This window comes from Mesobacillus thioparans, assembly GCF_965138835.1.
In the GTDB taxonomy this organism is placed as follows: Bacteria; Bacillota; Bacilli; order Bacillales; family Cytobacillaceae; genus Mesobacillus; species Mesobacillus thioparans.
Map to the genome: position 1 here is coordinate 1 of NZ_CBCSFH010000022.1, position 22,482 is coordinate 22,482.

The 22,482-nt window shown below is 44.5% G+C and carries 24 protein-coding genes and 1 rRNA gene; 24 read left to right on the forward strand and 1 reads right to left on the reverse strand.

Annotation, left to right across the window (positions count from 1 at the left end; all coding sequences use genetic code 11):
* The 11 genes from rrf to rsmI all read left to right on the forward strand — a co-directional run.
* Positions 1-93: ribosomal RNA gene (gene rrf, locus ACNAZ4_RS22465) — 5S ribosomal RNA — on the forward strand; the annotation flags it as partial.
* A 791-nt stretch (positions 94-884) separates the two neighbouring features.
* On the forward strand, positions 885-1,097 hold the full coding sequence (locus tag ACNAZ4_RS22470; RefSeq protein ID WP_415818297.1) for a sigma factor G inhibitor Gin: 213 nt from the start codon (positions 885-887) through the stop codon (positions 1,095-1,097).
* Positions 1,098-1,180: 83 nt separating this feature from the next.
* Positions 1,181-2,602, forward strand: coding sequence for an aminotransferase class I/II-fold pyridoxal phosphate-dependent enzyme (locus tag ACNAZ4_RS22475; RefSeq protein WP_415818299.1), 1,422 nt, complete (start codon positions 1,181-1,183; stop codon positions 2,600-2,602).
* On the forward strand, positions 2,603-3,235 hold the full coding sequence (tmk, locus tag ACNAZ4_RS22480) for a dTMP kinase (protein ID WP_415818301.1): 633 nt from the start codon (positions 2,603-2,605) through the stop codon (positions 3,233-3,235). It abuts the gene before it with no gap.
* Positions 3,236-3,528: 293 nt separating this feature from the next.
* Complete coding sequence (locus ACNAZ4_RS22485) at positions 3,529-3,858, forward strand: cyclic-di-AMP receptor (protein WP_415818303.1); 330 nt, start codon at positions 3,529-3,531, stop codon at positions 3,856-3,858.
* 27 nt (positions 3,859-3,885) lie between these two features.
* Positions 3,886-4,326 carry a YaaR family protein gene (locus ACNAZ4_RS22490; protein WP_415818305.1) on the forward strand — a complete coding sequence of 147 codons (441 nt, stop codon included), beginning with the start codon at positions 3,886-3,888 and terminating at the stop codon, positions 4,324-4,326.
* Positions 4,327-4,339: 13 nt separating this feature from the next.
* Complete coding sequence (holB, locus tag ACNAZ4_RS22495) at positions 4,340-5,347, forward strand: DNA polymerase III subunit delta' (protein ID WP_415818307.1); 1,008 nt, start codon at positions 4,340-4,342, stop codon at positions 5,345-5,347.
* The gene (locus ACNAZ4_RS22500) at positions 5,340-6,170 is read left to right on the forward strand and encodes a PSP1 domain-containing protein (RefSeq protein ID WP_415818309.1); all 831 of its coding nucleotides are present in this window, start codon (positions 5,340-5,342) and stop codon (positions 6,168-6,170) included. Before holB ends, ACNAZ4_RS22500 begins: the two co-directional genes overlap by 8 nt.
* Positions 6,171-6,183: 13 nt before the next feature.
* Positions 6,184-6,555 carry a DNA replication initiation control protein YabA gene (gene yabA, locus ACNAZ4_RS22505; RefSeq protein WP_415818311.1) on the forward strand — a complete coding sequence of 124 codons (372 nt, stop codon included), beginning with the start codon at positions 6,184-6,186 and terminating at the stop codon, positions 6,553-6,555.
* 148 nt (positions 6,556-6,703) lie between these two features.
* Positions 6,704-7,447, forward strand: a complete 744-nt coding sequence (locus ACNAZ4_RS22510) for a tRNA1(Val) (adenine(37)-N6)-methyltransferase (protein ID WP_415818313.1) — start codon at positions 6,704-6,706, stop codon at positions 7,445-7,447.
* A 215-nt stretch (positions 7,448-7,662) separates the two neighbouring features.
* Positions 7,663-8,544, forward strand: a complete 882-nt coding sequence (gene rsmI / locus ACNAZ4_RS22515) for a 16S rRNA (cytidine(1402)-2'-O)-methyltransferase (RefSeq protein ID WP_415818315.1) — start codon at positions 7,663-7,665, stop codon at positions 8,542-8,544.
* Positions 8,545-8,587: 43 nt separating this feature from the next.
* On the opposite strand, the gene ACNAZ4_RS22520 is transcribed toward rsmI, so the two are convergent.
* Positions 8,588-8,875, reverse strand: a complete 288-nt coding sequence (locus ACNAZ4_RS22520) for an AbrB/MazE/SpoVT family DNA-binding domain-containing protein (protein WP_415818317.1) — start codon at positions 8,873-8,875, stop codon at positions 8,588-8,590.
* A 725-nt stretch (positions 8,876-9,600) separates the two neighbouring features.
* Here ACNAZ4_RS22520 and metG point away from each other — a divergent pair.
* The 13 genes from metG to glmU all read left to right on the forward strand — a co-directional run bounded on the left by metG (position 9,601) and on the right by glmU (position 22,481).
* The gene (metG, locus tag ACNAZ4_RS22525) at positions 9,601-11,556 is read left to right on the forward strand and encodes a methionine--tRNA ligase (protein WP_415818319.1); all 1,956 of its coding nucleotides are present in this window, start codon (positions 9,601-9,603) and stop codon (positions 11,554-11,556) included.
* A 297-nt stretch (positions 11,557-11,853) separates the two neighbouring features.
* Positions 11,854-12,621 carry a TatD family hydrolase gene (locus ACNAZ4_RS22530; protein ID WP_415818321.1) on the forward strand — a complete coding sequence of 256 codons (768 nt, stop codon included), beginning with the start codon at positions 11,854-11,856 and terminating at the stop codon, positions 12,619-12,621.
* A 238-nt stretch (positions 12,622-12,859) separates the two neighbouring features.
* A complete protein-coding gene (locus tag ACNAZ4_RS22535) occupies positions 12,860-14,044 on the forward strand; it encodes a ubiquitin-like domain-containing protein (protein WP_415818392.1) in 1,185 nt (394 codons plus the stop codon).
* 226 nt (positions 14,045-14,270) lie between these two features.
* The gene (rnmV, locus tag ACNAZ4_RS22540; RefSeq protein ID WP_415818323.1) at positions 14,271-14,834 is read left to right on the forward strand and encodes a ribonuclease M5; all 564 of its coding nucleotides are present in this window, start codon (positions 14,271-14,273) and stop codon (positions 14,832-14,834) included.
* Positions 14,827-15,705, forward strand: a complete 879-nt coding sequence (rsmA, locus tag ACNAZ4_RS22545) for a 16S rRNA (adenine(1518)-N(6)/adenine(1519)-N(6))-dimethyltransferase RsmA (protein WP_415818325.1) — start codon at positions 14,827-14,829, stop codon at positions 15,703-15,705. Before rnmV ends, rsmA begins: the two co-directional genes overlap by 8 nt.
* A gap of 269 nt (positions 15,706-15,974) precedes the next feature.
* Entirely contained in the window at positions 15,975-16,853 is an 879-nt protein-coding gene (gene yabG, locus ACNAZ4_RS22550) for a sporulation peptidase YabG (protein WP_415818394.1), read from the forward strand.
* 196 nt (positions 16,854-17,049) lie between these two features.
* Entirely contained in the window at positions 17,050-17,313 is a 264-nt protein-coding gene (gene veg / locus ACNAZ4_RS22555) for a biofilm formation stimulator Veg (RefSeq protein ID WP_023613322.1), read from the forward strand.
* 156 nt (positions 17,314-17,469) lie between these two features.
* A complete protein-coding gene (locus tag ACNAZ4_RS22560; RefSeq protein ID WP_415818327.1) occupies positions 17,470-17,649 on the forward strand; it encodes a small, acid-soluble spore protein, alpha/beta type in 180 nt (59 codons plus the stop codon).
* Between the two features lie 357 nt (positions 17,650-18,006).
* Positions 18,007-18,876 (forward strand): 4-(cytidine 5'-diphospho)-2-C-methyl-D-erythritol kinase, encoded by an 870-nt coding sequence (gene ispE, locus ACNAZ4_RS22565; protein ID WP_415818329.1) that lies wholly within the window; start codon positions 18,007-18,009, stop codon positions 18,874-18,876.
* A gap of 56 nt (positions 18,877-18,932) precedes the next feature.
* Positions 18,933-19,757 (forward strand): pur operon repressor, encoded by an 825-nt coding sequence (gene purR / locus ACNAZ4_RS22570; RefSeq protein WP_415818331.1) that lies wholly within the window; start codon positions 18,933-18,935, stop codon positions 19,755-19,757.
* Between the two features lie 33 nt (positions 19,758-19,790).
* Entirely contained in the window at positions 19,791-20,165 is a 375-nt protein-coding gene (locus ACNAZ4_RS22575) for a RidA family protein (protein WP_079504186.1), read from the forward strand.
* 423 nt (positions 20,166-20,588) lie between these two features.
* On the forward strand, positions 20,589-20,879 hold the full coding sequence (spoVG, locus tag ACNAZ4_RS22580) for a septation regulator SpoVG (protein ID WP_023613316.1): 291 nt from the start codon (positions 20,589-20,591) through the stop codon (positions 20,877-20,879).
* A gap of 228 nt (positions 20,880-21,107) precedes the next feature.
* Positions 21,108-22,481, forward strand: coding sequence for a bifunctional UDP-N-acetylglucosamine diphosphorylase/glucosamine-1-phosphate N-acetyltransferase GlmU (gene glmU / locus ACNAZ4_RS22585; RefSeq protein WP_415818333.1), 1,374 nt, complete (start codon positions 21,108-21,110; stop codon positions 22,479-22,481).
* Position 22,482: the final 1 nt, after the last annotated feature.

Here is a 22,482-nt window from a genome sequence, read left to right on the forward strand (position 1 = left end):
CACACCCGTTCCCATACCGAACACGGAAGTTAAGCTTCTCAGCGCCGATGGTAGTTGGGGGTTTCCCCCTGTGAGAGTAGGACGCCGCCGGGCACANGAAAGAACAGCTGTAATGGCTGTTCTTTTTTTTGTGCGGAACGATGCCGAAAATAGTGCAGCAACTGTGAANAATCGANNAGACTTCGGACAGGTTTAGAGGAAAAGCAGGAAAAGCTGTCCGAATTAGCTGCAACTTCAGACAGGTTTGGAGGAAACCAACGAAAAGCTGTCGGAAGTAGGTGCAACTTCAGACAGGTTTGGTGGAAAACCAGATAAAGCTGTCCGAACTAGGTGCAACTTCAGACAGGTTTGGAGGAAACCAACGAAAAGCTGTCCGAAGTAGATGCAACTTCAGACAGGTTTGGTGGAGAAACAGGAAAAGCTGTCTGAAGAAGAGGTAACTTCGGACAAGTTTGGAGGAAACCAACGAAAAGTTGTCTGAACTAGAGTCAACTTCAGACAGGTTTGATGNAAAAACAGCAAAAGTTGTCNGAANNAGGTGCAACTTCNGACANGTTTGATNNAAAANCAGNAAAAGCTGTCCGAANAAGAGTCAACTTCAGACAGGTTTGNAGGAAAACCNGGAAAAGCTGTCCGAACCAACCCTCCTACATCCAAGCATCCAAAAAACTCCTGCAGCTTCCCTAAATCCTTTTCAACAAGCATTATGATCAATATTCGCTTCTCATCAAAAGTATTTTATATAATAAACAAACCTAAATTGTTATAAGACATACAAGGAAATCGAATGTCAATCATAAAATATAAAACAATTAAACTTTCTAAAATATTATTCGGAAAATTGTATACAAAATCAGGCTCCTGGCAACAATAGGTGTACGGAGGTGGAGAATTTGGGTTCGCTTTTAGCTAAGAATCAAATCGAGAAGACGTGTGTGATTTGCGAACAGACGAAAACGGCTGGCATACACCTGTATACTTCTTTCATTTGCACAGACTGTGAGAGCATCATGATCAAGACAGATACGAGTGATCCTCAATATAAATATTACGTGGAGAAATTAAGGAAAGTTACAAAATCAGGTATCTACAGTTAAAAGTCCGTTTCGGGCTTTTATTTTTTTTGCCATCAAACAGTGTTAGAATAGATAGGTGTGAAAATGACAATAAAGGTGAGATTATGGATCAATCCAAGACCCCCTTGTATTCCAAATTGGTTAGGCATGCTGAAGGGAAACCGATGTCCTTTCATGTGCCAGGCCATAAAAATGGGGCTGTATTTCCTGAAAATGGACAAAAATTCTTTGAAGATATTCTAAAGTTGGATGCTACTGAAATAACCGGACTGGATGACTTTCACTCTCCTGAGGGAGTTATTTTAGAGGCTGAAGATTTGCTGACAGATTTATATAAAACGGAAAAAAGCTTTTTTTTAATAAATGGATCGACTGTCGGGAACCTGGCGATGATCCTTGCTGCGATCCAGGAAGATGATGTTGTGCTGGTGCAGCGCAATTCACATAAATCGGTGATGAATGCCCTGAGGGTTGCTAAAGCGAGACCGGTGTTCATCAGTCCGGAGTATAACTCGGAATTCGGTGTGGCTGCAGGACTAAGTTTCGGGACCGTAGAATCGGCAATCCGGCAGTATCCTGAGGCCAAGGCGCTTATTTTAACGTATCCAAACTATTATGGGTTAACGTACGATCTTAAAAGCATCATCGATTTGGCCCATGATCATGGTATTCCCGTATTGGTGGATGAAGCCCATGGCGTACATTTTATCGCGGGGGATTATTTTCCGGAGTCAGCAGTTGAGCTTGGCGCTGACATTGTTGTGCAATCGGCGCATAAGACGCTGCCGGCCATGACCATGGGGGCATTCCTTCATTATCAGACAGAACGGGTGCCAATCAGCAAGCTGAAGTTCTACTTGCAGGCGCTGCAGTCAAGCAGCCCTTCCTACCCGTTGATGGCATCGCTGGATTTGGCACGAAGCTATCTGGGCAGCTATAATCAGGAAGACCTGTCTTATTTGAGAGCAGAACTGGAAAAATTCCGGCTAATTCTTGAGCAGCTGGAATCGATTCGGATTTTGCCAGGGGATGACCCGCTAAAGTTAACGCTTCAATCGTGGTCAGGCTTCGAACTGCAAACAAGCCTTGAAGCAAAAGGGATTTTTACAGAATTGGCTGACCCTCATAATGTCCTGCTCGTTCTGCCTTTACTCAAAAAGGACATGGCACATCGCCTGGAGGAAGCGGCTGATAAGATAAAAGAAGTTGTCAGGACCATTCCAAATAGACAAAAACCACCGGAATCGAAACTTACAGATAAAATGATCTCCACTCTGGCAGTCAGCTATAAAGAGATGGAGCATCAGCTATGCGAGTATATACCACTGGAAGAGGCGGCTGGCAAGGTTTGTGCGGAGCAAATCATTCCGTACCCGCCGGGGATACCCCTTTGCCTGCCAGGAGAATTCATAACCGAAGAAGACATTCAAATGATCTTATACTTAATAGGAAAAGAAGCGAAAGTCCAGGGCGGAGAGTTACTGCATGCTGGTAAAATAAATGTATTCAAGAGTTGGAGGATATAGATGGACAAGGGTATATTCATTACAGTCGAGGGGCCGGATGGTTCGGGGAAGACGACCATCATTCAGATGCTCGCTGAGAAGCTTAAAAAAGAAGGATACGAGATTGTAGCAACACGTGAGCCTGGCGGAATCGAAATCGCGGAACAAATCAGGCAAGTCATCCTCGATCCGAAAAATACGGCGATGGATTCCCGCACGGAAGCCCTTTTATACGCAGCAGCCAGAAGGCAGCATCTTGCGGAAAAGGTCCGGCCGGCGCTGGAGAAAGGGCAAATCGTTTTATGTGACCGCTTTGTCGACAGTTCACTGGCTTACCAGGGCCATGCCCGCGGTTTGGGTATTGATGAGGTCTATTCCATCAACCAGTTTGCGATTGAAAGCATGATGCCTAAAATGACCCTGTATTTTGACGTCGCACCAGAGGTTGGGCTTGAAAGGATCAATGAAAATAAGGGCCGTGAAGTGAATCGTCTGGACCTGGAGAAGCTGGAATTCCACCAAAAAGTAAGGGAAGGCTATCTGATGCTTGCCGAACGTTTCCAGGACAGGATAGTTAAAATTGACGCTTCAAAAGAATTAGAGACCGTCTATGAACAAGCCGAAATGAAAATAAAAGAGTTATTGAATAGGTGAATTTACGAAAAACAAGCCTTGACTCAATCAGGCTTGTTTTTTAAATCAAAAAAGTCCATGGCGTTGATGGCGAAAAATTGGTTTTTATAGCGAATGCTCACATGGGTGTATATCGAATAAACAGATATTTTAGCGAAGCCCCATATAGCGATTACCCGCAATTATTCATTTCATCTGGAAGCGAATGGAATTTTGCGTTTATATCATGTGTTGTCCCAGGAATCCTGTTATAATAAGGATACAAATGTAACGGAATCAAACTTTATGCCAATAAAATCCTTGGGGGTAAACGAATGAAATTAATTTTAGCTGTGGTCCAGGACCAGGATAGCAACCGCCTTTCAAATGCGTTGGTCGACCATAATTTCCGTGCAACAAAGATGGCCAGTACAGGTGGATTCCTGAAGTCAGGGAATACCACTTTTATCATAGGAACAGAAGACATCAGAGTGGATAAGGCTCTGGATGTCATCAGGGACAACTGTAAGTCACGTGACCAGCTTGTGGCACCTGTCTCACCGATGGGAGGGAATGCGGATTCTTATGTTCCTTACCCTGTCGAAGTCGAGGTTGGCGGAGCGACCGTATTCGTATTGCCTGTCGAGCAGTTTCATCAATTTTAACGGGGAATGCCGGAGGTTTAGCAAGAGATGAAAATTAACCAGGATATGCGCCTTAACCTAGATAAAGTTCGCCAGGACCAGAAACAGCAGCCTGGCGGCGGCATCAAGTTCAATGAACTTGTCGAGAAACAGGAACATAAATTGCAAATCGGACAGCTCCAGCAATTAATGAAGGAAGTGGAGTCTGCCGGCGAAAGACTTGCGCGCTCCAGGACTTTCAAGGATCTTGCGAAGTTCAAGACGCTGGTAAAGCAATTCGTTAAAGAGGCAGTCAATTTTGGAATGGAGCTCAAACATTCGCATAGCTGGAACCAGTATGGTGAAGGCCGGTCTTTGAAGCTTGTGGAAACAATTGACGATAAGCTGGTCGAGTTGACGGATGAACTGATGAAGAAAAAGGATGAACAGATTGATATCCTCGGGAAGATTGGGGAAGTCAAAGGGCTGTTGATCAATTTATATACGTAAGTGAGTGATTGCCTTGGCTAAGACATGGGACGAGCTGGAGAGACTTCAGCCGAACGTTTTGAAGATGATAAAAAATAGCATCCTGAAAAATCGGGTAGCCCATGCCTATTTATTTGAGGGAATGAGGGGCACCGGAAAAAAGGAGATTAGTATACTCCTTGCCAAGAGCATCAATTGCCTGGCTCCGGTGGATGGCTACAAACCCTGCGAAAACTGTTTGAACTGCAAAAGGATCAATCATGGCAACCATCCGGATATCCATCTTGTCGAGCCTGATGGCCTTTCGATCAAGAAAGGGCAGATTCAGTTGCTGCAGGAGGAATTTGCAAAGACAGGGGTAGAGTCGAAGAATAAGCTTTACACGATTGTCCATGCAGACCGGATGACGACCAATGCGGCGAACAGTTTGCTGAAGTTCCTTGAGGAACCCCATGCAGGGACTGTCGCTGTGCTGATTACCGAGCAGGCCCAGCAAATGCTCCCGACCATCTTATCCAGATGCCAGCTGATCAATTTCACGCCATTATCTCCCAAAAATATGGCTGAACAATTGGTGGCAAACAGGGTTCACCCGCATGCGGCACCGCTGCTGGCACAGCTGACGAATAATTTGGAAGAAGCTTTAGAGATAAGTAGTGATGATTGGTTTGCACAAGCACAAAAAATAGTGTTAAAATTATATGAAGTGCTGAAAAAGAATTCACTTGAAGCTATGGTCGCGCTTCAGGAGAACTGGTTCACACACTTTAAAGAGAAAGAACAAATCGATCGTGGTTTGGATTTATTACTTCTTATTTTTAAGGATTTACTATACATTCAGCTTGGCAAGAAAGACCAGGCTGTGTATCTAAACGAAAGCTCACGTTTAGAACAGTTTGCACTACAGACATCCGGACGGCGTCTTACCGAACAAATGGCAGCCATTCTGGAGGCGAAGAGGAAGCTGCATGCCAATATGAATCCCCAGCTGCTCATGGAAGAGCTGGTGTTAAAATTGCAGGAGGGATCTACACTTGTATGATGTAGTAGGTGTCCGCTTCAAGAAAGCGGGGAAGATTTATTATTTTGATCCCGGCGATCTCTCAATTCAAAAGGACGAATTCGTCATTGTCGAAACTGTAAGGGGCGTTGAGTACGGCAGAGTGGTCATTCCCCGAAAGCAAGTCGGCGAAAACGATGTGGTCCTGCCTCTGAAAAAGGTCGTCAGAATTGCAGATCAGAAGGATCGTCTCATTGTCGAGGAAAACAAAACAGCTGCAAAGGAAGCATACGATGTTTGCAGTGAAAAAGTGAACGAACATCAGCTTGATATGAAGCTCGTTGATGTTGAATATACATTTGACCGCAACAAAGTCATTTTTTACTTCACGGCTGACGGCCGCGTTGATTTCCGGGAGTTGGTCAAGGATTTGGCGTCCATCTTCCGGACAAGGATCGAGCTTCGCCAGATTGGTGTCAGGGATGAAGCGAAAATGCTTGGCGGTATAGGGCCATGCGGCAGGATGCTTTGCTGCTCTACGTACCTGGGAGACTTTGAACCTGTTTCAATCAAGATGGCCAAGGATCAAAACCTCTCGCTCAATCCAACAAAGATTTCCGGTCTTTGCGGCAGGCTGATGTGCTGTTTGAAATATGAGAACGACGAATATGAAACAGCGAAAGAACAGCTGCCAGACATTGGTGAAACAATCGTGACACCGGATGGACGCGGCAAAGTCGTCGGATTGAACATCCTGGGACGAGTCATGCAGGTCGATATTCCTGGACAGGAACGTGTGCTGGAATATACTCTTGAGGAAATACAGGAAGCAGGAGCTGTATCGTTGCAATCATCCACAGATTAATGAGGTGGAACAGGTGGATAAAAAAGATATCTTTGACTCAGTAAGTAATATGGAAGCGCAGATCGGTGATTTATACCGTCAGCTTGGTGAGTTAAAACAGCATTTGGCAGAGATTCTGGAAGAGAATAATGCACTTAAGCTGGAAAACGAGCATATAAGACGCCGTCTGGATCAAACCATTGGTAAAAAAGATCCAACCATTAAGAAAAACGGTAAGGGAAACAGCAATCAGGAACAGGCTGATAAAAACATAGTCGACATCGGTGAAGGCTATGATAATCTTGCCCGCCTGTACCAGGAAGGCTTCCACATCTGCAACCTGCATTTTGGCAGCCCGCGGAAAGAGGATTGCTTGTTCTGCCTGTCCTTTCTTAATAAAAAGTAATTTGCAGCCTTCCTTTATAGGGAAGGCTATTTTTACGAGATGAGAAAATGGAAATACCACTTCGAGATATGTCCAGCTCCGGGTTTGTCGTGGCTGGTCAAGGCGCTTGCGCTTTTCATATCAGTTCTGTTTTTGGAGGAACGCATAAATGGTAAAAATAAGAGAAGATGAACGACTGGATTACTTGCTTGCGGAGGATTTGCGGATCATCCAAAGCCCGAATGTATTTTCTTTTTCGCTGGATGCTGTCCTGCTTGCGAGATTTGTATGGGTGCCGATCCAAAAGGGGAAAATCGTCGACCTTTGCAGCGGCAATGGGGTGATTCCCTTGTTTTTAAGTGCGAGGACGAAAGGGACAATCACCGGGGTCGAGATCCAGGAAAGGCTGTACGATATGGCCGTCCGGAGTATTGAATACAATCAACTAAGTGACAGACTCCATATGGTTCATGGGGACCTGAAGGATGCGCCAAAACAGCTCGGCTTTGAAAAGTACGACGTCGTGACCTGCAATCCGCCGTATTTTCCGACTCCGTCCAAGGAAGAGATCAATATGAACGAACACCTGGCGATTGCACGCCATGAAATTCTATGCACGCTCGAGGATGCGATCAGGTCGGCAAGCCAGCTGGTCAAACAGGGCGGGAAGGTTGCGTTTGTCCACCGTCCGGGAAGGCTGATTGACATCATCGAGCTCATGCGGAAATACCGGCTTGAGCCCAAACGGATTCAATTCGTCTATCCAAAGGCAGGGAAAGAAGCGAATACACTGCTGGTTGAAGCCATAAAGGATGGCAGCCCTGACCTTAAGATTCTTGAGCCGTTGACGGTTTATGATGAAAATAATGAATATACCCCGGTCATAAAAGAGATGTTATATGGAAGCAAATAAGTAAAGGCTCTTTTCTCAAACTTTGTTGCTATTGCCTACAAAATAGGATTGAATTACCAAAGATTATTCACACAATTAACGCTTATGCTGAGAAAAGAGCTTGCAAACTATTTATACACCAGCAAAACGCCTTATAATACGTTAAAATCGGCTTTAGGATTTTAACAACAATCATTACGAAAACAGCCTAAGTAAAAGAGGAACGGGTGGTTTACATGCAGCAGCAGAAAAGTTTTGACCGTGAGAATGAAAAGGGAATCCTGTATCTGGTGCCTACGCCAATTGGAAACCTGGAGGATATGACCTTCAGGGCGATCAGGATCATGAAGGAAGCGGATTTAATTGCCGCCGAGGATACAAGGAATACAAAAAAGCTGTGCAATTACTTTGAGATTGAAACGCCCGTTACGAGCTATCATGAACATAATAAAGAAAGCAGCGGGTATAAATTAATTGAAAAACTGAAGGACGGAGCCAAAATTGCGCTGGTCAGCGACGCGGGAATGCCGACGATTTCGGATCCGGGGACGGAACTTGTGGCAGAAGTGATTGCCGAGGGGCTTACGGTCGTCCCGCTGCCGGGAGCAAACGCAGCACTTACCGCATTAATCGCCTCGGGAATCCAGCCGCAGCCTTTCTATTATTATGGTTTCCTCCAGAGAGGCAAAAGGGATAAAAAGAAGGAGCTCGAACAGCTGGCAAAACAGGCAGCCACCACCATCCTGTACGAATCTCCCCACAGATTGAAGGAAACGCTGGCATTGATTCTGGACGGTCTTGGTGATCGCAGGATTGTTTTGTGCCGTGAATTAACGAAGAAATATGAAGAGTTCCTGAGAGGGACTGTTTCCGAGGCACTTGCCTGGGCTGAGTCGGAGGAAGTGCGCGGTGAATTCGTCCTGATTCTTGAAGGGGCGTCTGCAGAATCCCTTGAACAAGAAGAGAATCATTGGTGGGAAAAACTAGGCTTGTCTGAGCATGTGGAGCATTATATCTCTAATGAGAAGATGAATTCCAAAGATGCGATCAAGCAAACAGCAAAGGATCGCGGCCTGCAAAAACGGGAAGTTTACCAGGCTTATCATATTCAAGAATAAAAAAAAGGCCGTGGATGCTATCCGCGGCCTTGATCAATTTATATTAAGCTTTTACAGGTTCGAAGCTTCCCTGGATTTCTTTAAGAAGCTGTTCAGCACCTTCACGGCTAAGGATCAGCTTGCCGTTAGCCAATGTGATGTTGTTGTCTGATACTTCGCCAGTGATGTGGCAAGTCATGTTTGGCTTGTATTTTTTTAAGATGATGCGGTCATCGTCAACGTAGATTTCCAAAGCATCCTTTTCTGCGATGCCAAGAGTCCTTCTTAATTCGATTGGAATAACCACGCGGCCAAGCTCATCAACTTTACGTACGATACCAGTAGATTTCATTTTTAGTAATCTCCTCTCATTTTCCCTTATATAAAGTTCGTCATTTTTCGACATTTTTCTCTTATTGGTTTTATAATACCAGCGATTCCAATAACCGTCAATTAAATTATTTTTCTTTTGTTTGAAAAATTTTACACATGCGATGAACCCTATCATAGCAAGGTTTAGAAGAAGGTAATAATGAAGGAAGTGAAGAATGGCGCGGTTTTTAATTATCGGGGAGGGAGTGGAAATACTATTCAACGCATAATATTCGCTACATAATTCGACAAAATTCTACATTTTTTTCGACAAAATGTCACAAGTTTGTCATATTTGAAAGAGAGAAAACATTATTTTGTCATCAGGTATATTCTCATCATGATATTGGTTATGATTTTATTATGTGAAATCACTAATGATCAGTTCCTGCCAGCAATGACTGAGGCAGGTTTTTTCATTTTTGTGATGAGGGTGTAAATGGATTTCCGCCTGCTTACAAAATACGTAAACTTTATGAGGAGAATGTCCGTAGCAGTAAATTTTTTTTACAAATTTCGAGTTTATTTCCATCTATACTGCTGCGTTCATGGGTGAACCAGGAATTAGCAATCTCAAATTCTTACGTTTGCATGCAGGAAATTTACCTTAAGCGCCTCATTAAAGTGTTAGGAATCCCGTTGCAATAACTGGTATAATAACTACTATTAGAATGAACTAGTTAGTTTTAGTTAAGGAGGATCTTCATGGAAGAGAAACTGAAAACCTTTTATCTTACAACCCCGATTTATTATCCGAGCGGCAATCTTCATATCGGCCACGCTTATACAACGGTAGCCGGCGATGCGATGGCACGCTATAAGAGACTGCGCGGTTATGATGTCATGTATTTGACAGGAACGGATGAGCACGGACAGAAGATCCAGCGCAATGCCGAGGCAAAGGGGGTTACTCCTCAGCAATATGTAGATGAAATCGTAGCAGGGATCCAGGAGCTTTGGGGCAAACTGGATATTTCCTATAATGATTTTATCCGTACGACCCAGGATCGCCATAAGCAAATTGTCGAAAAGATTTTCGCCCAGCTATTGGAGCAGGGGGATATTTATCTTGATCAATATGAAGGCTGGTATTGTACACCATGCGAATCCTTCTATACGGACAGACAGCTCGAAGACGGCAATTGCCCGGACTGCGGCCGACCTGTTGAAAAGGTGAAGGAAGAATCGTATTTCTTCAAGATGAGCAAGTATGCTGACAGGCTGCTTCAATATTATGAAGAAAATCCGGAATTCATCCAGCCTGAATCCCGCAAGAACGAAATGATCAATAATTTCATCAAACCTGGATTGGAAGACTTGGCTGTTTCCCGTACGACTTTTGACTGGGGCGTCAAGGTCCCTGGTGATCCGAAGCATGTCATCTATGTGTGGATAGATGCGTTATCGAACTATATCACGGCCCTTGGCTATGGAACAGATGATGATTCCAAGTACTTGAACTACTGGCCGGCGGATGTCCATCTTGTCGGAAAAGAAATCGTCCGCTTCCATACCATCTACTGGCCGATCATGCTGATGGCGCTTGACCTTCCGCTTCCTAAAAAGGTATTTGCCCACGGCTGGCTTTTGATGAAGGATGGAAAAATGTCGAAATCCAAGGGGAATGTAGTTGACCCTGTTACGCTGATCGACCGCTACGGACTGGATGCCCTTCGTTACTATCTGCTTCGTGAAGTTCCATTTGGTTCCGATGGTGTATTTACTCCTGAAGGATTTGTCGAAAGAATCAACTTTGATCTTGCGAATGATCTTGGCAACCTGTTGAACAGAACAGTTGCGATGATCAATAAGTATTTCGACGGTGAGATTCCGGCTTACAATGGTTCAGAAGGTGAATTTGAGAAGCAGCTGCTTGAAGTGAACAAAGAAACGGTCCTTAAGTACGAAGAGGCAATGGAGAAGATGGAGTTTTCCGTTGCGCTTACGACCGTCTGGCAGCTGATCAGCCGCTGCAATAAATTCATCGATGAGACACAGCCGTGGGTACTGGCGAAGGATGAAGAAAAGAAAGCAGCCCTTGCAGACGTCATGGTCCATCTGGCTGAATCATTAAGAAGAGTGGCTGTCCTTCTGAAGCCATTCCTGACAAGGACTCCGGATAAAATCTTCGCCCAGCTGAATGTTACGTCCGAAGCTCTTCAGACATGGGAAAGCCTTGAAGAGTTCGGCCAGATTCAAGCGGGTACGAAGGTCGTCCAAGGTGAGCCGATTTTCCCTCGTCTTGATTTGAAGGAAGAAGTGGAATTCATCAAGGAAAAAATGCAGGGACCCGCTCCTGTCACAGCACCAGTGGAAGAAGAGAAGCCGGAACAGCAGGATGAAATCACGATTGATGACTTCATGAAGGTTGAGCTTCGTGTAGCACAAGTCATCCATGCCGAGCCTGTCAAAAAGGCTGATAAGCTGCTGAAGCTTCAATTGGACCTTGGTTATGAAAAGCGCCAGGTCGTTTCCGGCATCGCAAAGTACTACAAACCGGAAGACCTTGTCGGCAAAAAGGTGATTTGCGTAACAAACCTTAAGCCTGTCAAACTCCGCGGAGAACTTTCTGAGGGAATGATCCTCGCAGGGGAAAAAGACGGTATCATGTCATTGGCGAGCGTTGACGATTCATTGTCAGTAGGTGCAAAAGTAAAATAAAATCATAAGAACCTGGAAATGTTTCATGTGTAACATTTTCAGGTTTTTTGTGTTAAAAAAGCAATTTTTTTAATAGCGTGATTTATGATAGAGAAGACAGTAGGTTAGCAAGCACTTCCGACACTTGTCGGGTTTTTATGAAACCGGATCCAGAAATTTGACCTGGACATTGAAAAAAAGTTATGATATCGACACAACTTTATCACAATAATAAGAACAAGGCAGCGGGTCTATTCTCTCTAACAGTGGGGATGGATTAGTATAAAGCTGCAGGCAATGCCAGTAAAGGAGTTAAATATGCTTTTTGATACACATGTACACTTAAACGCGGAACAATACAACGATGATCTCCACGAGGTCATTGACCGGGCACTTGCTGAAGGAGTTACCAACATGGTGGTTGTCGGGTTCGATGAAGTGACAATCAAAAAAGCGATTGAGCTCGCGGAAAGCTATGATTTTCTTTATGCAAGCGTAGGATGGCATCCGGTTGATGCGATCGATATGACGGAGGAGCACCTGGCTTGGCTAAAAGAACTGGCGAGCCACCCTAAAGTGGTCGCTCTCGGGGAAATGGGCCTTGATTACCATTGGGACAAGTCACCGAAGGAGATCCAGAAAGAGGTCTTCCGCAAACAAATCAGGCTGGCAAAAGAAGTGAATCTTCCTATCATCATACATAATCGTGATGCAACAGCAGACATAGTGGAAATTTTAAAGGAAGAAAACGCCGGGGAAGTTGGCGGGATCATGCACTGTTTTAGCGGCAGCGTGGAAACAGCACTTGAATGCGTTGAAATGAACTTCTATATTTCGCTTGGCGGACCGGTAACGTTCAAAAATGCGAAAAAACCGAAGGAAGTGGCAGAGGCGATCCCGATGGACCGTCTGTTGGTCGAAACAGATTGCCCTTACTTGACTCCGCATCCATATCGCGGAAAACGGAATGAACCAGCCTATGTAAAATTGGTAGCACAGGAAATTGCAGAATTGAAAGGGCTGACTGTCGAAGAAGTTGCAGGCGAAACAGCCAAAAATGCAAAAAAATTATTCGGCATAAAGTGATAGGGAATGTTGTCGATTTATCAGTAAGGTTGTCCAAAACTTTTCTGTTTCTTAAAAGTTCTACATGTCTCACTTGCGACATAGGATAACCGTGTCGATAACTCTTGCTTTTCTTTTTATGGAGCATCTTGCATAATAGGGACTACGTTTGGGCAAGGGTGTCTGGGTTGACAAGTCGGCAACAAAATCTTTATAATCACTCCGAGAAGAGGAGGCGTTTTTCATCGTGATTAATAGCATGAAAAACCTGTTTTCCAAGACTTTGAGTAAAAAGAAACTGGTGCTTTTTTCTGCTAGTTTCCTAGTTTTTGCTGCTGCTCTTGGGTTCTTCATGTATGAAGGGTCCAAAAAGACAGTCGCATTGACATTGGATGGCGAAGAAAGAGTCATTAAAACACACGCAACTACAATCCAGGATATATTTAATGATCTCGATATCTCATTGCGCTCAGAGGATTATTTATCGCTGGCGGCACACACCAAGGTGAAGGATAACCTATCAATCGTGTGGAAACCAGCCAAACAGGTAGAAGTAATACAGGATCAGGAGAACAAGAAATATTGGACCGCAGCCGATACGGTCGGAGATTTCCTGAAAGAACAGAAGATCGTTATTAATGAACACGACAAGTTAAGCCCAAACCCAGACGCTAAGCTAAAGCAAGATGTGAAGATTGCCATTCAAAGAGCTTTCCCGCTTAAACTCACAGTAGGCGGAAAAGAGCAAGAAGTATGGTCGACTTCGACTACGGTCGCTGACTTTTTATCACAGCAAGGAATCACACTGAACGAAATGGACCGTGTTGAGCCTGCGTTAAAGCAGACAGTCACAAAAGATGCCGTGATTAATGTCACTCGAGTTGAAAAAGTCACCGATGTAGTGGAAGAACCAATTAGCTATGCTGTCATCACGCAGAAGGACAGCAAACTGGAAAAAGGGAAACAAAAAGTTGTGACAGAAGGCCAGGAAGGCTTGCTTTCCAAGGAATATGAAGTCGTCCTTGAAAACGGCAAGGAAGTATCGAGAAAACTGGTCAGTGAAAAAACAATGAAAGAGAAAAAGGATAAAGTCGTGGCAATGGGAACGAAGGTCATCGTTGCTCAAGTTTCTCGTGGCTCAAGTGAACCGGCAGGGAACGAATTCTATGTTTCCTCCACAGCTTATACTGCTAACTGCAACGGCTGCTCTGGCTACACTTCTACGGGGATCAACCTGAGGGCGAACCCGAACGCCAAGGTCATTGCAGTAGATCCAAGCGTCATCCCATTAGGGACCAAAGTATATGTTGAAGGCTATGGCTATGCCATCGCTGCCGACAGGGGCTCAGCGATCAAAGGCAACAAGATCGATGTCTTTTTCGCATCAAAATCAGATGCCTACCGCTGGGGACGTAAGAAAGTCAAAATCAAAATCCTAAATTAATTCACGGATGCAGGGGGAACCTTCCTCTGCATTTTTGTTTTTTCAAACAGTCTTTAAGGTATAATAAGAAAAGCATATCACCTTAAAAAACTTTACACTTATATAGACGATTATATTTCAAAANTGTTTCATTTATTTCAAAGAATTTTTTTCTTTTTTAAATACTTATTAAAAAATCCAATGCTCGCTGAATAAGCGGAGTATTCAATATAGTAACGGAGGAAACATGCGATTAAAAGAAATCATCGTAGTCGAGGGCAAGGATGATACAACGGCGATCAGGCGTGCCATCGACGCGGACACAATCGAAACGAATGGTTCTGCGATCAACGCAGATACAATTGAAAAGATCCGGAATGCCCATGAAAAAAGAGGAGTCATTGTTTTTACCGACCCGGATTTTCCTGGTGAAAAAATCCGCAAAACCATTTCAGAGCAGGTTCCTGGCTGCAAGCATGCCTTCATTCCTAAGGAATTGGCCAAGCCTAAGTCCGGAAAAGGCCTTGGTGTGGAGCATGCCACTCCTGAAGTGATCCGCGAAGCGCTAAAGGATGCCCAAATCATGGACGCGGAGGCGGTCGAGGAAATCACCCAGGAGGATTTGCTTGTTGCCGGACTGATTGGCGGCCCTGGTGCCAAAGAAAGACGGGAAAAGCTTGGGAAGCTGCTGAAGATCGGATACACGAACGGCAAGCAGCTGCACAAGCGCCTGATGATGTTTCAGGTGAAAAGACAGGATTTCGCAGCTGCTCTGGCTGAGATCCTCAAGGAGGAACAACTAAATGCATAAAGATATTGCTACCCCTGTGAGAACGAAAGAAATATTGGATAAATACGGCTTTTCTTTTAAAAAGAGCCTCGGACAGAACTTTCTGATCGACACCAATATCCTGAACCGGATCGTTGATCACGCAGAATTGACGGATGGAAGCGGCGCAATTGAAATTGGCCCTGGTATTGGTGCATTGACCGAGCAGCTTGCCAAAAGAGCGGAAAAGGTTGTCGCTTTTGAAATTGATCAGCGCCTCCTTCCGATATTGGAGGACACCCTGTCGCCATATCCCAATGTGAAAATCATCCATAGTGATGTCCTGAAAGCCGATGTCCATGCAGTCATGGAACAGGAATTCGCCCAGTTTGAAGATGTCATGGTCGTTGCCAATCTGCCTTATTATGTGACGACGCCGATCCTTATGAAGCTCCTCGAGGAAAGGCTGCCGATCAGGGGAATCGTCTGCATGATGCAAAAGGAAGTGGGCGACAGGATTTCAGCCAAGCCAGGAACGAAGGAATACGGTTCACTTTCGATTGCTGTCCAGTATTACACGAAGGCTGAGACGGTCATGATCGTTCCGAAAACAGTGTTCATGCCGCAGCCGAATGTCGACTCAGCGGTCATCCGGCTGACACTGCATGATGAGCCGCCTGTAAAAGTGACGGATGAAGCTTTCTTCTTCCACGTCACCAGATCGAGTTTTGCTCAGCGCCGAAAGACCATCCTCAATAACCTGACCAGCCAGCTGCCCGATGGAAAGCAGAAGAAAGAAAGTATACAAGCAGCGCTTCAGCAGGCTGGAGTCGAAGAGCAACGCAGAGGAGAAACTCTTTCGATTGAAGAATTCGCACAGTTGAGTAATGCACTGTATCCATATTTTCATTAATACTCGTTTCGTTAGTACTTGAGTTCGAAGAGCAGAAATCGAGACGTCAATAAGGTCTGGAGACTCCAGGCTTTTTTGCTGTTTCGGGAAAAAGTTAAGAACTTAAGGGATATATCGAGAATTCAAGGAATAGATCAGCAAACTCAGGAATACGTTTCCTGGATGAATACCCCGGAGCTCAAAAAGCACATGTCTATGGGTGTTTGCATATTTTATGTAAGTAAAACCATTTAGCGCAGCCTATGTGCGGGGTAATTGGAGTGAGGATGATGAATATTAACCTCATGGATATCGTCGGCAGGGTTTCGCATCAATGCGATATTATGTTCCGGGTTATCGATATCAGAGAGAAACATGGCAAAAAAATCGCGATATTATATGGTGAGGAATTCCGATTGATTGCGGATGCGCCCTATGAAGATCTGATCAAGATCGATCCGGGGATGCGCATGAGGCTGACAGAGGAATTCCGTTCACTTGAAGAACAATCATATAAGCTATTCCGGCAGGACGTTGATTTACTGCAGCAAAAACAGGAATATGAGACGACAGAGGGCTACAGCAAATCATATAACTATTTTCAAATGCCGGGAAAGGTTCTCCATATTGATGGAGATCCGATTTATTTAAAAAAATGCCTCACCTTATATGAGAAGGTAGGAGTACCGGTTTACGGGTTTCATTGCAATGAGAAAGAAATGCCGGAGAAGGTCGGGATGCTGATTGATTATTATCGGCCGGATATACTGGTCATCACCGGACATGATGCCTATTCAAAGTCGAAAGGTTCTATGGATGATATCAATGCTTACCGCCACTCCAAGCATTTTGTCCAGACGGTGAGGGAGGCGCGAAAGAAGATTCCTCATCTTGACCAGCTCGTCATCTTTGCGGGTGCCTGCCAGTCCCATTTCGAGTCTCTGATCCATGCGGGAGCCAATTTTGCCAGTTCTCCCTCAAGAGTCAATATCCATGCACTTGATCCAGTTTATATCGTCGCAAAAATCAGCTTCACCCCTTTTATGGAAAGAATCAATGTATGGGATGTACTGCGGAATACCCTCACTGGGGACAAAGGACTTGGAGGCATTGAAACAAAGGGCGTATTAAGGACAGGAATGCCTTATAAAAAGAATTCGTCGGACTGATTCATATACGGTCCGGCGTTTTTTGTGTTCTGATACATATTTTACCGTATTAAAGGATACTCTAAAATTGTTGAATTTTAGAAGAAAAAGAAGAAGAAAATATGTTGACTTTTAAATTTAAGTACTGTTATAATTTATGTTTTTGTTTGACTAAAGGGTGTCAGCATGTTATACTTGACATAGTGAGGTGGACCGAATGCCAAAAACATTATCGGATATCAAAAAAGCACTTGATTCAAACTTAGGAAAAAGACTGATGCTTAAGGCCAACGGCGGACGCAGAAAAACTATCGAACGTTCAGGCGTATTAGCAGAGACTTATCCCTCAGTTTTCGTCATTGAGCTTGACCAGGATGAAAATGCTTTTGAACGTGTTTCGTACAGCTACGCAGATGTATTAACTGAAACGGTTGAAATTACCTTCTTTGAAGATACAACAGGATCAATAGCTTTGAGCTAATTCATGCTCAAATGCAGTACAGGCAGTGGACTCTCGGGTTAGCTGCTTTTTATTTTGCCCATTTTTAAAAGGTAACAGGATAAATAAGGTGTACATGAAAATCTCCTTTCCCAAAAATACTAAGAATGCCGTGATGGTGAAAAGGAGATGGTAGTATTGGGCAGAAGAAGAGGGATTATGTCTGACAGGATGAAGGAAGAGCTTGCGAAGGAGCTCGGCTTTTATGATGTCGTCCAGAATGAAGGATGGGGCGGAATCAGGGCCAGGGACGCAGGCAACATGGTAAAACGGGCGATTGAACTGGCTGAACAGCAGCTTGCGAACCAGAACCGCTGATTGAGATAGACATTCTTTGTAAACTGCCGTAAAACTGTTCCTGACAGTGGCCAATATAATTCAGATCCATCACGGTGCCGGGGCCTTTGCTCCGGCTTTTTTGCGTTTGATCCCTGTAATCCCTGTAATCCTAATTCTTTGTGAAATGACTGTATTCGCCAATGAGCAAATGATAAAATAGAGGAATGTTTCTGTAGAGGAGTATTACTTATTTTAATTTCAGTATGTATTGTTTTAAATTAGATAAATGTCCAGCTCCAGCGCTTGTCGGGGCTGAAAAAGGTGCTTGCGCTTTTCTTTTCTTTTTGTGGTAAAATAGGACAAAATGTGGAATTCGTGTAAAAGTAGGTGGAAGTTGTGAAGATTTTAGTGAAGGCGCCAGCAAAAATCAATTTGTCCCTTGATGTTTTGCATAAACGTCCGGACGGTTACCATGAGGTGGAAATGGTGATGACGACGATTGATCTGGCTGACCGCATTGAGCTTAGTTTATTAGAAGAAGACAGGATCAAGATCCATTCCCATAATCGATTTGTTCCGGATGACCAGCGGAACCTTGCTTACCAGGCAGCCCATCTGTTAAAAGAGAGGTTCCAGGTGAAGAAAGGCGTGATGATCGGGATTGAAAAGACAATCCCGGTAGCAGCAGGTCTAGCTGGCGGGAGCAGTGATGCAGCAGCGACTTTAAGGGGATTGAACAAGCTGTGGAACCTCGGTCTGTCATTGGACGAGCTGGCGGTGCTTGGCGCAGAAATTGGTTCGGATGTGTCCTTCTGTGTCTACGGAGGAACAGCGCTGGCCACAGGGCGAGGGGAAATCATTGAAGCGCTGCCTGCGCCGCCAACGTGCTGGGTCGTTTTGGCGAAGCCTTTTATTGGTGTATCGACCGCTGAAGTTTATCGCCGCCTTAATGTAGAAAAAGTCCAGCATCCGTCTACAAAAAAAATGATCTCAGCGATTGAAGAGGGTGATTTTAAAGGCGTCTGCAACAGTGTCGGTAATGTCCTGGAAGATGTGACGCTTTCCCTATATCCCGAGGTCGCACAAATTAAAGATCAGATGAAGCGTTTCGGTGCAGATGCCGTGTTGATGAGCGGAAGCGGCCCGACGGTTTTCAGCCTTGTGGCCCACGATTCTCGTATGCATCGCATTTATAACGGATTGCGCGGCTTTTGTGACCAGGTATTTGCGGTAAGGATGCTGGGGGAACGCCATACCCTTGATTAAATCCGTATAATAATGGTATATTAACCTTAAATATTCGGATTTTTGGAGGTTCTTGAATGAAATTTCGACGCAGCGAGCGTTTGATCGATATGACAACTTATTTACTGGAACATCCCCGTCAATTGGTGCCGTTAACCTATTTTGCCGAGAAGTATGGTTCAGCAAAGTCCTCGATCAGCGAAGATCTCGGAATCATCAAAGAAACATTTGAACAACGGGGAATCGGTGTCCTCCAGACCGTGCCAGGGGCAGCTGGAGGAGTGAAGTTCCACGTCCATGTCAGCGACGAAAAGGCGAGGACAGTCATCGATGAACTGTGCACGATCATGGCCACACCTGACAGACTGCTTCCGGGGGGGTATCTATTCATGAATGATATCCTTGGCAATCCGGCGATAGTCCAGGAGGTCGGACGTCTGCTGGCATCTGCCTTTGCCGAAAAAGACATTGAAGTGGTCATGACAGTGGCGACAAAAGGAATCCCGATTGCCTACGCAGTCGCAAGCAATCTTAATGTACCGGTTGTGATTGTCAGAAGGGACAGCAAAGTGACAGAAGGTTCCACAGTCAGCATCAATTATGTCTCCGGCTCATCCAAAAGGATCCAGACGATGGTCTTATCGAAGCGCAGTCTTGCGGAAGGCTCCAAGGTTCTGATTGTGGATGACTTCATGAAGGCTGGCGGTACGGTCAACGGAATGATCAACCTGCTGGAGGAGTTTAATGCGAAATTGGCGGGAATCGCAGTTTTGGTCGAATCGGAAAACATCGAAGAAAGACTTGTCGATGAATATCTTTCACTTGTCAGGCTTTCCGACGTTGATGTAAAAGAAAGAAAAATCACTGTTAGTGAAGGAAATTACTTTGTCCGTAAAGAATAGTTGTTCTGACGAATAAAATAATGAGGTGACAATATGAATATTGTACAAACTTCCAACGCGCCGGCAGCAATCGGACCCTACTCTCAAGGAGTAGTAGTGAACAATCTTTTTTACAGCTCAGGCCAGATTCCATTGACTCCTGAGGGTGTAATGGTCGAAGGCGATATCCAGGCCCAGACTCATCAGGTCTTCAAAAACCTGAAAGCTGTGCTGGAAGCTGCAGGGGCATCGCTTGAAACAGTCGTGAAAGCAACTGTGTTCATCAAGAATATGGATGAATTCGCTCAATTGAATGAAGTATATGCTGAGTATTTCAATGAACATAAACCAGCACGCTCCACAGTCGAAGTGGCAAGATTGCCAAAAGACGCCCTGGTTGAAATCGAAGTAGTAGCGCTCGTTAAATAACGGGCGTTTTTTTTGTCTTTTAAAAAATGAACAATTTGAAAAAAGGTTGGAATGAATCACAAGGAGGGGAAATGTATGTGCCCGTGAAGTGAGAAAAAGCGGTTTGACGGGCACTAGACCGGTTCTAAGACGAATAGTCCATCAAATTTTAAACTCATGAACATTATTAAGACAAAACTTTTTTCTGGATTGAAAATAAATACGTGATTATATAGAAGTTTTTTAAGAGTTTTTTCACCGGCGTCAATAGCCAAAAAAGCCTATTTTATAAGGGTTTGCAGAATTGTAAAGGCTTTCCTCTTAAAAAAGTTCACAAATTTGCCCTACTTTTCCGAAAAAATTTTCTTGTAAAAGAAGGAGATTAGATTTCTACGTGGAATTATTTAACTAGAATTTTATCTATTTGTAAAGGTGGTGAACAGAATGGAAGTAACTGACGTAAGATTACGCCGCGTTAATACAGATGGACGGATGAGAGCGATCGCTTCCATCACGCTTGACAACGAGTTTGTTGTCCATGATATCAGGGTGATTGATGGAAACAACGGCCTATTTGTTGCAATGCCAAGTAAACGCACTCCTGATGGCGAGTTCCGTGATATCGCGCATCCGATCAACTCGGGTACACGCGGAAAAATCCAGGATGCTGTTTTGGCAGAATACCACCGTTTAGGTGAATTAGAAGTTGAATTCGAAGAAGCGGGCGCTTCCTAGAATATAAAAGTGTATAACATCAAGAGCCTGCTGCATAAGTAAGGCTCTTTTTACTTACCCTGATTGTCCCTCCGCTAAACTTTTTAACGCGAAATATTCTCCGTTTTCTTCATAAAATACCTTGCCCCCTAAACTGACAAATAATTGTACTTGTTCTTCTATTCTTGAAATGCCCGGCTATTTAAGATATATTCGTAATGGATAAAAAGGTAAATTGGAGGCCTGCTAATGTCTAATCGTTATGCAATCATATTGGCAGCCGGTCAGGGAACAAGAATGAAGTCCAAATTGTATAAGGTGCTTCACCCTGTATGCGGCAAGCCAATGGTACAGCATGTAATTGACCAGGTGAAAAGTCTTGATATAAACGAAATCGTGACCATTGTCGGTCATGGCGCCGAAAAGGTGAAAGAGCAGCTTGGCGAGGATAGCCAGTATGCCCTGCAGGCTGAACAGCTGGGAACAGCCCACGCTGTACAGCAGGCGAGTGAAATGCTTGCTGATAAGGAAGGAGTCACCATCGTCGTATGCGGTGATACTCCGCTGATCAAGGGAGAAACAATGGAAGCTCTTTTCAAGCACCATGAAGAGACAAGCGCCAAAGCGACCATCCTGACTGCAAGAGCGGAAAACCCGACTGGCTACGGCCGTATCGTCCGTAATGCAGAAGGTTTTGTCGAAAAGATCGTCGAGCATAAAGATGCGAACGAGCAGGAAAGAGCCATCAATGAAATCAACACTGGTACATACTGCTTCGATAACAAGATGCTTTTCGAAGCGATCCAGAATGTATCGAATGATAACGTTCAGGGGGAATACTATCTTCCAGATGTCATCGAGATCCTGAAAAACCAGGGTGAAATCGTGTCGGCATTTGTCACAGAGAACTTCGCTGAAACGCTTGGCGTAAATGATCGTGTTGCTCTTGCCGAGGCAGAACGCACGATGAAAAAGCGGATCAATGAGTTCCATATGCGCAATGGTGTTTCGATTATCGATCCTGATAACACCTATATTGGCCCGGATGTGGCAATCGGCCAGGACACCGTCATTTTCCCGGGAACGACACTTTCCGGCAGCACCGTCATCGGTTCTGAATGCCAGATTGGACCAAATACTGAAATTAGCAGCTGCGAGATTGGAAACAATACAGTTATCCGTCAATCAGCGGCCTTCGACAGCAAGATTGGCTCCGAAGTCAATATTGGACCTTTTGCGCATATCAGGCCAGATTCAGATATCCATGATGAAGTCAAGATCGGCAACTTTGTCGAAATTAAAAAAGCTGTATTTGGAAAAGGAAGCAAGGCTTCCCACTTAAGCTATATCGGTGATGCAGAAGTCGGCGCTGACGTGAACATCGGCTGCGGCTCGATCACAGTGAATTATGATGGCAAAAATAAGTTCCTGACCAAAATTGAGGATGGCGTATTCATTGGCTGTAATTCAAATCTTGTTGCACCAGTGACAATCGGCAAAGGCGCATATGTTGCGGCCGGTTCGACAATCACTGAAGATGTCCCAGGTGAAGCACTTGCGCTTGCGCGTGCCCGCCAAGTCAACAAAGAAGATTATGTAGGGAAAATGAACGTAAAGAAATAAG

What these genes read in the sequence shown, in the direction of transcription:
- rsmA (WP_415818325.1), top strand. Translation starts at nt 14,827, where the DNA reads ATGCATAAAGATATTGCTACCCCTGTGAGAACGAAAGAAATATTGGAT.
- ACNAZ4_RS22490 (WP_415818305.1), top strand. Translation starts at nt 3,886, where the DNA reads ATGAAAATTAACCAGGATATGCGCCTTAACCTAGATAAAGTTCGCCAG.
- ACNAZ4_RS22485 (WP_415818303.1), top strand. Translation starts at nt 3,529, where the DNA reads ATGAAATTAATTTTAGCTGTGGTCCAGGACCAGGATAGCAACCGCCTT.
- ACNAZ4_RS22530 (WP_415818321.1), top strand. Translation starts at nt 11,854, where the DNA reads ATGCTTTTTGATACACATGTACACTTAAACGCGGAACAATACAACGAT.
- ACNAZ4_RS22575 (WP_079504186.1), top strand. Translation starts at nt 19,791, where the DNA reads ATGAATATTGTACAAACTTCCAACGCGCCGGCAGCAATCGGACCCTAC.
- yabG (WP_415818394.1), top strand. Translation starts at nt 15,975, where the DNA reads ATGAATATTAACCTCATGGATATCGTCGGCAGGGTTTCGCATCAATGC.
- metG (WP_415818319.1), top strand. Translation starts at nt 9,601, where the DNA reads ATGGAAGAGAAACTGAAAACCTTTTATCTTACAACCCCGATTTATTAT.
- rsmI (WP_415818315.1), top strand. Translation starts at nt 7,663, where the DNA reads ATGCAGCAGCAGAAAAGTTTTGACCGTGAGAATGAAAAGGGAATCCTG.
- ACNAZ4_RS22535 (WP_415818392.1), top strand. Translation starts at nt 12,860, where the DNA reads ATGAAAAACCTGTTTTCCAAGACTTTGAGTAAAAAGAAACTGGTGCTT.
- ACNAZ4_RS22475 (WP_415818299.1), top strand. Translation starts at nt 1,181, where the DNA reads ATGGATCAATCCAAGACCCCCTTGTATTCCAAATTGGTTAGGCATGCT.
- rnmV (WP_415818323.1), top strand. Translation starts at nt 14,271, where the DNA reads ATGCGATTAAAAGAAATCATCGTAGTCGAGGGCAAGGATGATACAACG.
- glmU (WP_415818333.1), top strand. Translation starts at nt 21,108, where the DNA reads ATGTCTAATCGTTATGCAATCATATTGGCAGCCGGTCAGGGAACAAGA.
- ACNAZ4_RS22510 (WP_415818313.1), top strand. Translation starts at nt 6,704, where the DNA reads ATGGTAAAAATAAGAGAAGATGAACGACTGGATTACTTGCTTGCGGAG.
- tmk (WP_415818301.1), top strand. Translation starts at nt 2,603, where the DNA reads ATGGACAAGGGTATATTCATTACAGTCGAGGGGCCGGATGGTTCGGGG.
- ACNAZ4_RS22520 (WP_415818317.1), bottom strand. Translation starts at nt 8,875, where the DNA reads ATGAAATCTACTGGTATCGTACGTAAAGTTGATGAGCTTGGCCGCGTG.
- spoVG (WP_023613316.1), top strand. Translation starts at nt 20,589, where the DNA reads ATGGAAGTAACTGACGTAAGATTACGCCGCGTTAATACAGATGGACGG.
- purR (WP_415818331.1), top strand. Translation starts at nt 18,933, where the DNA reads ATGAAATTTCGACGCAGCGAGCGTTTGATCGATATGACAACTTATTTA.
- veg (WP_023613322.1), top strand. Translation starts at nt 17,050, where the DNA reads ATGCCAAAAACATTATCGGATATCAAAAAAGCACTTGATTCAAACTTA.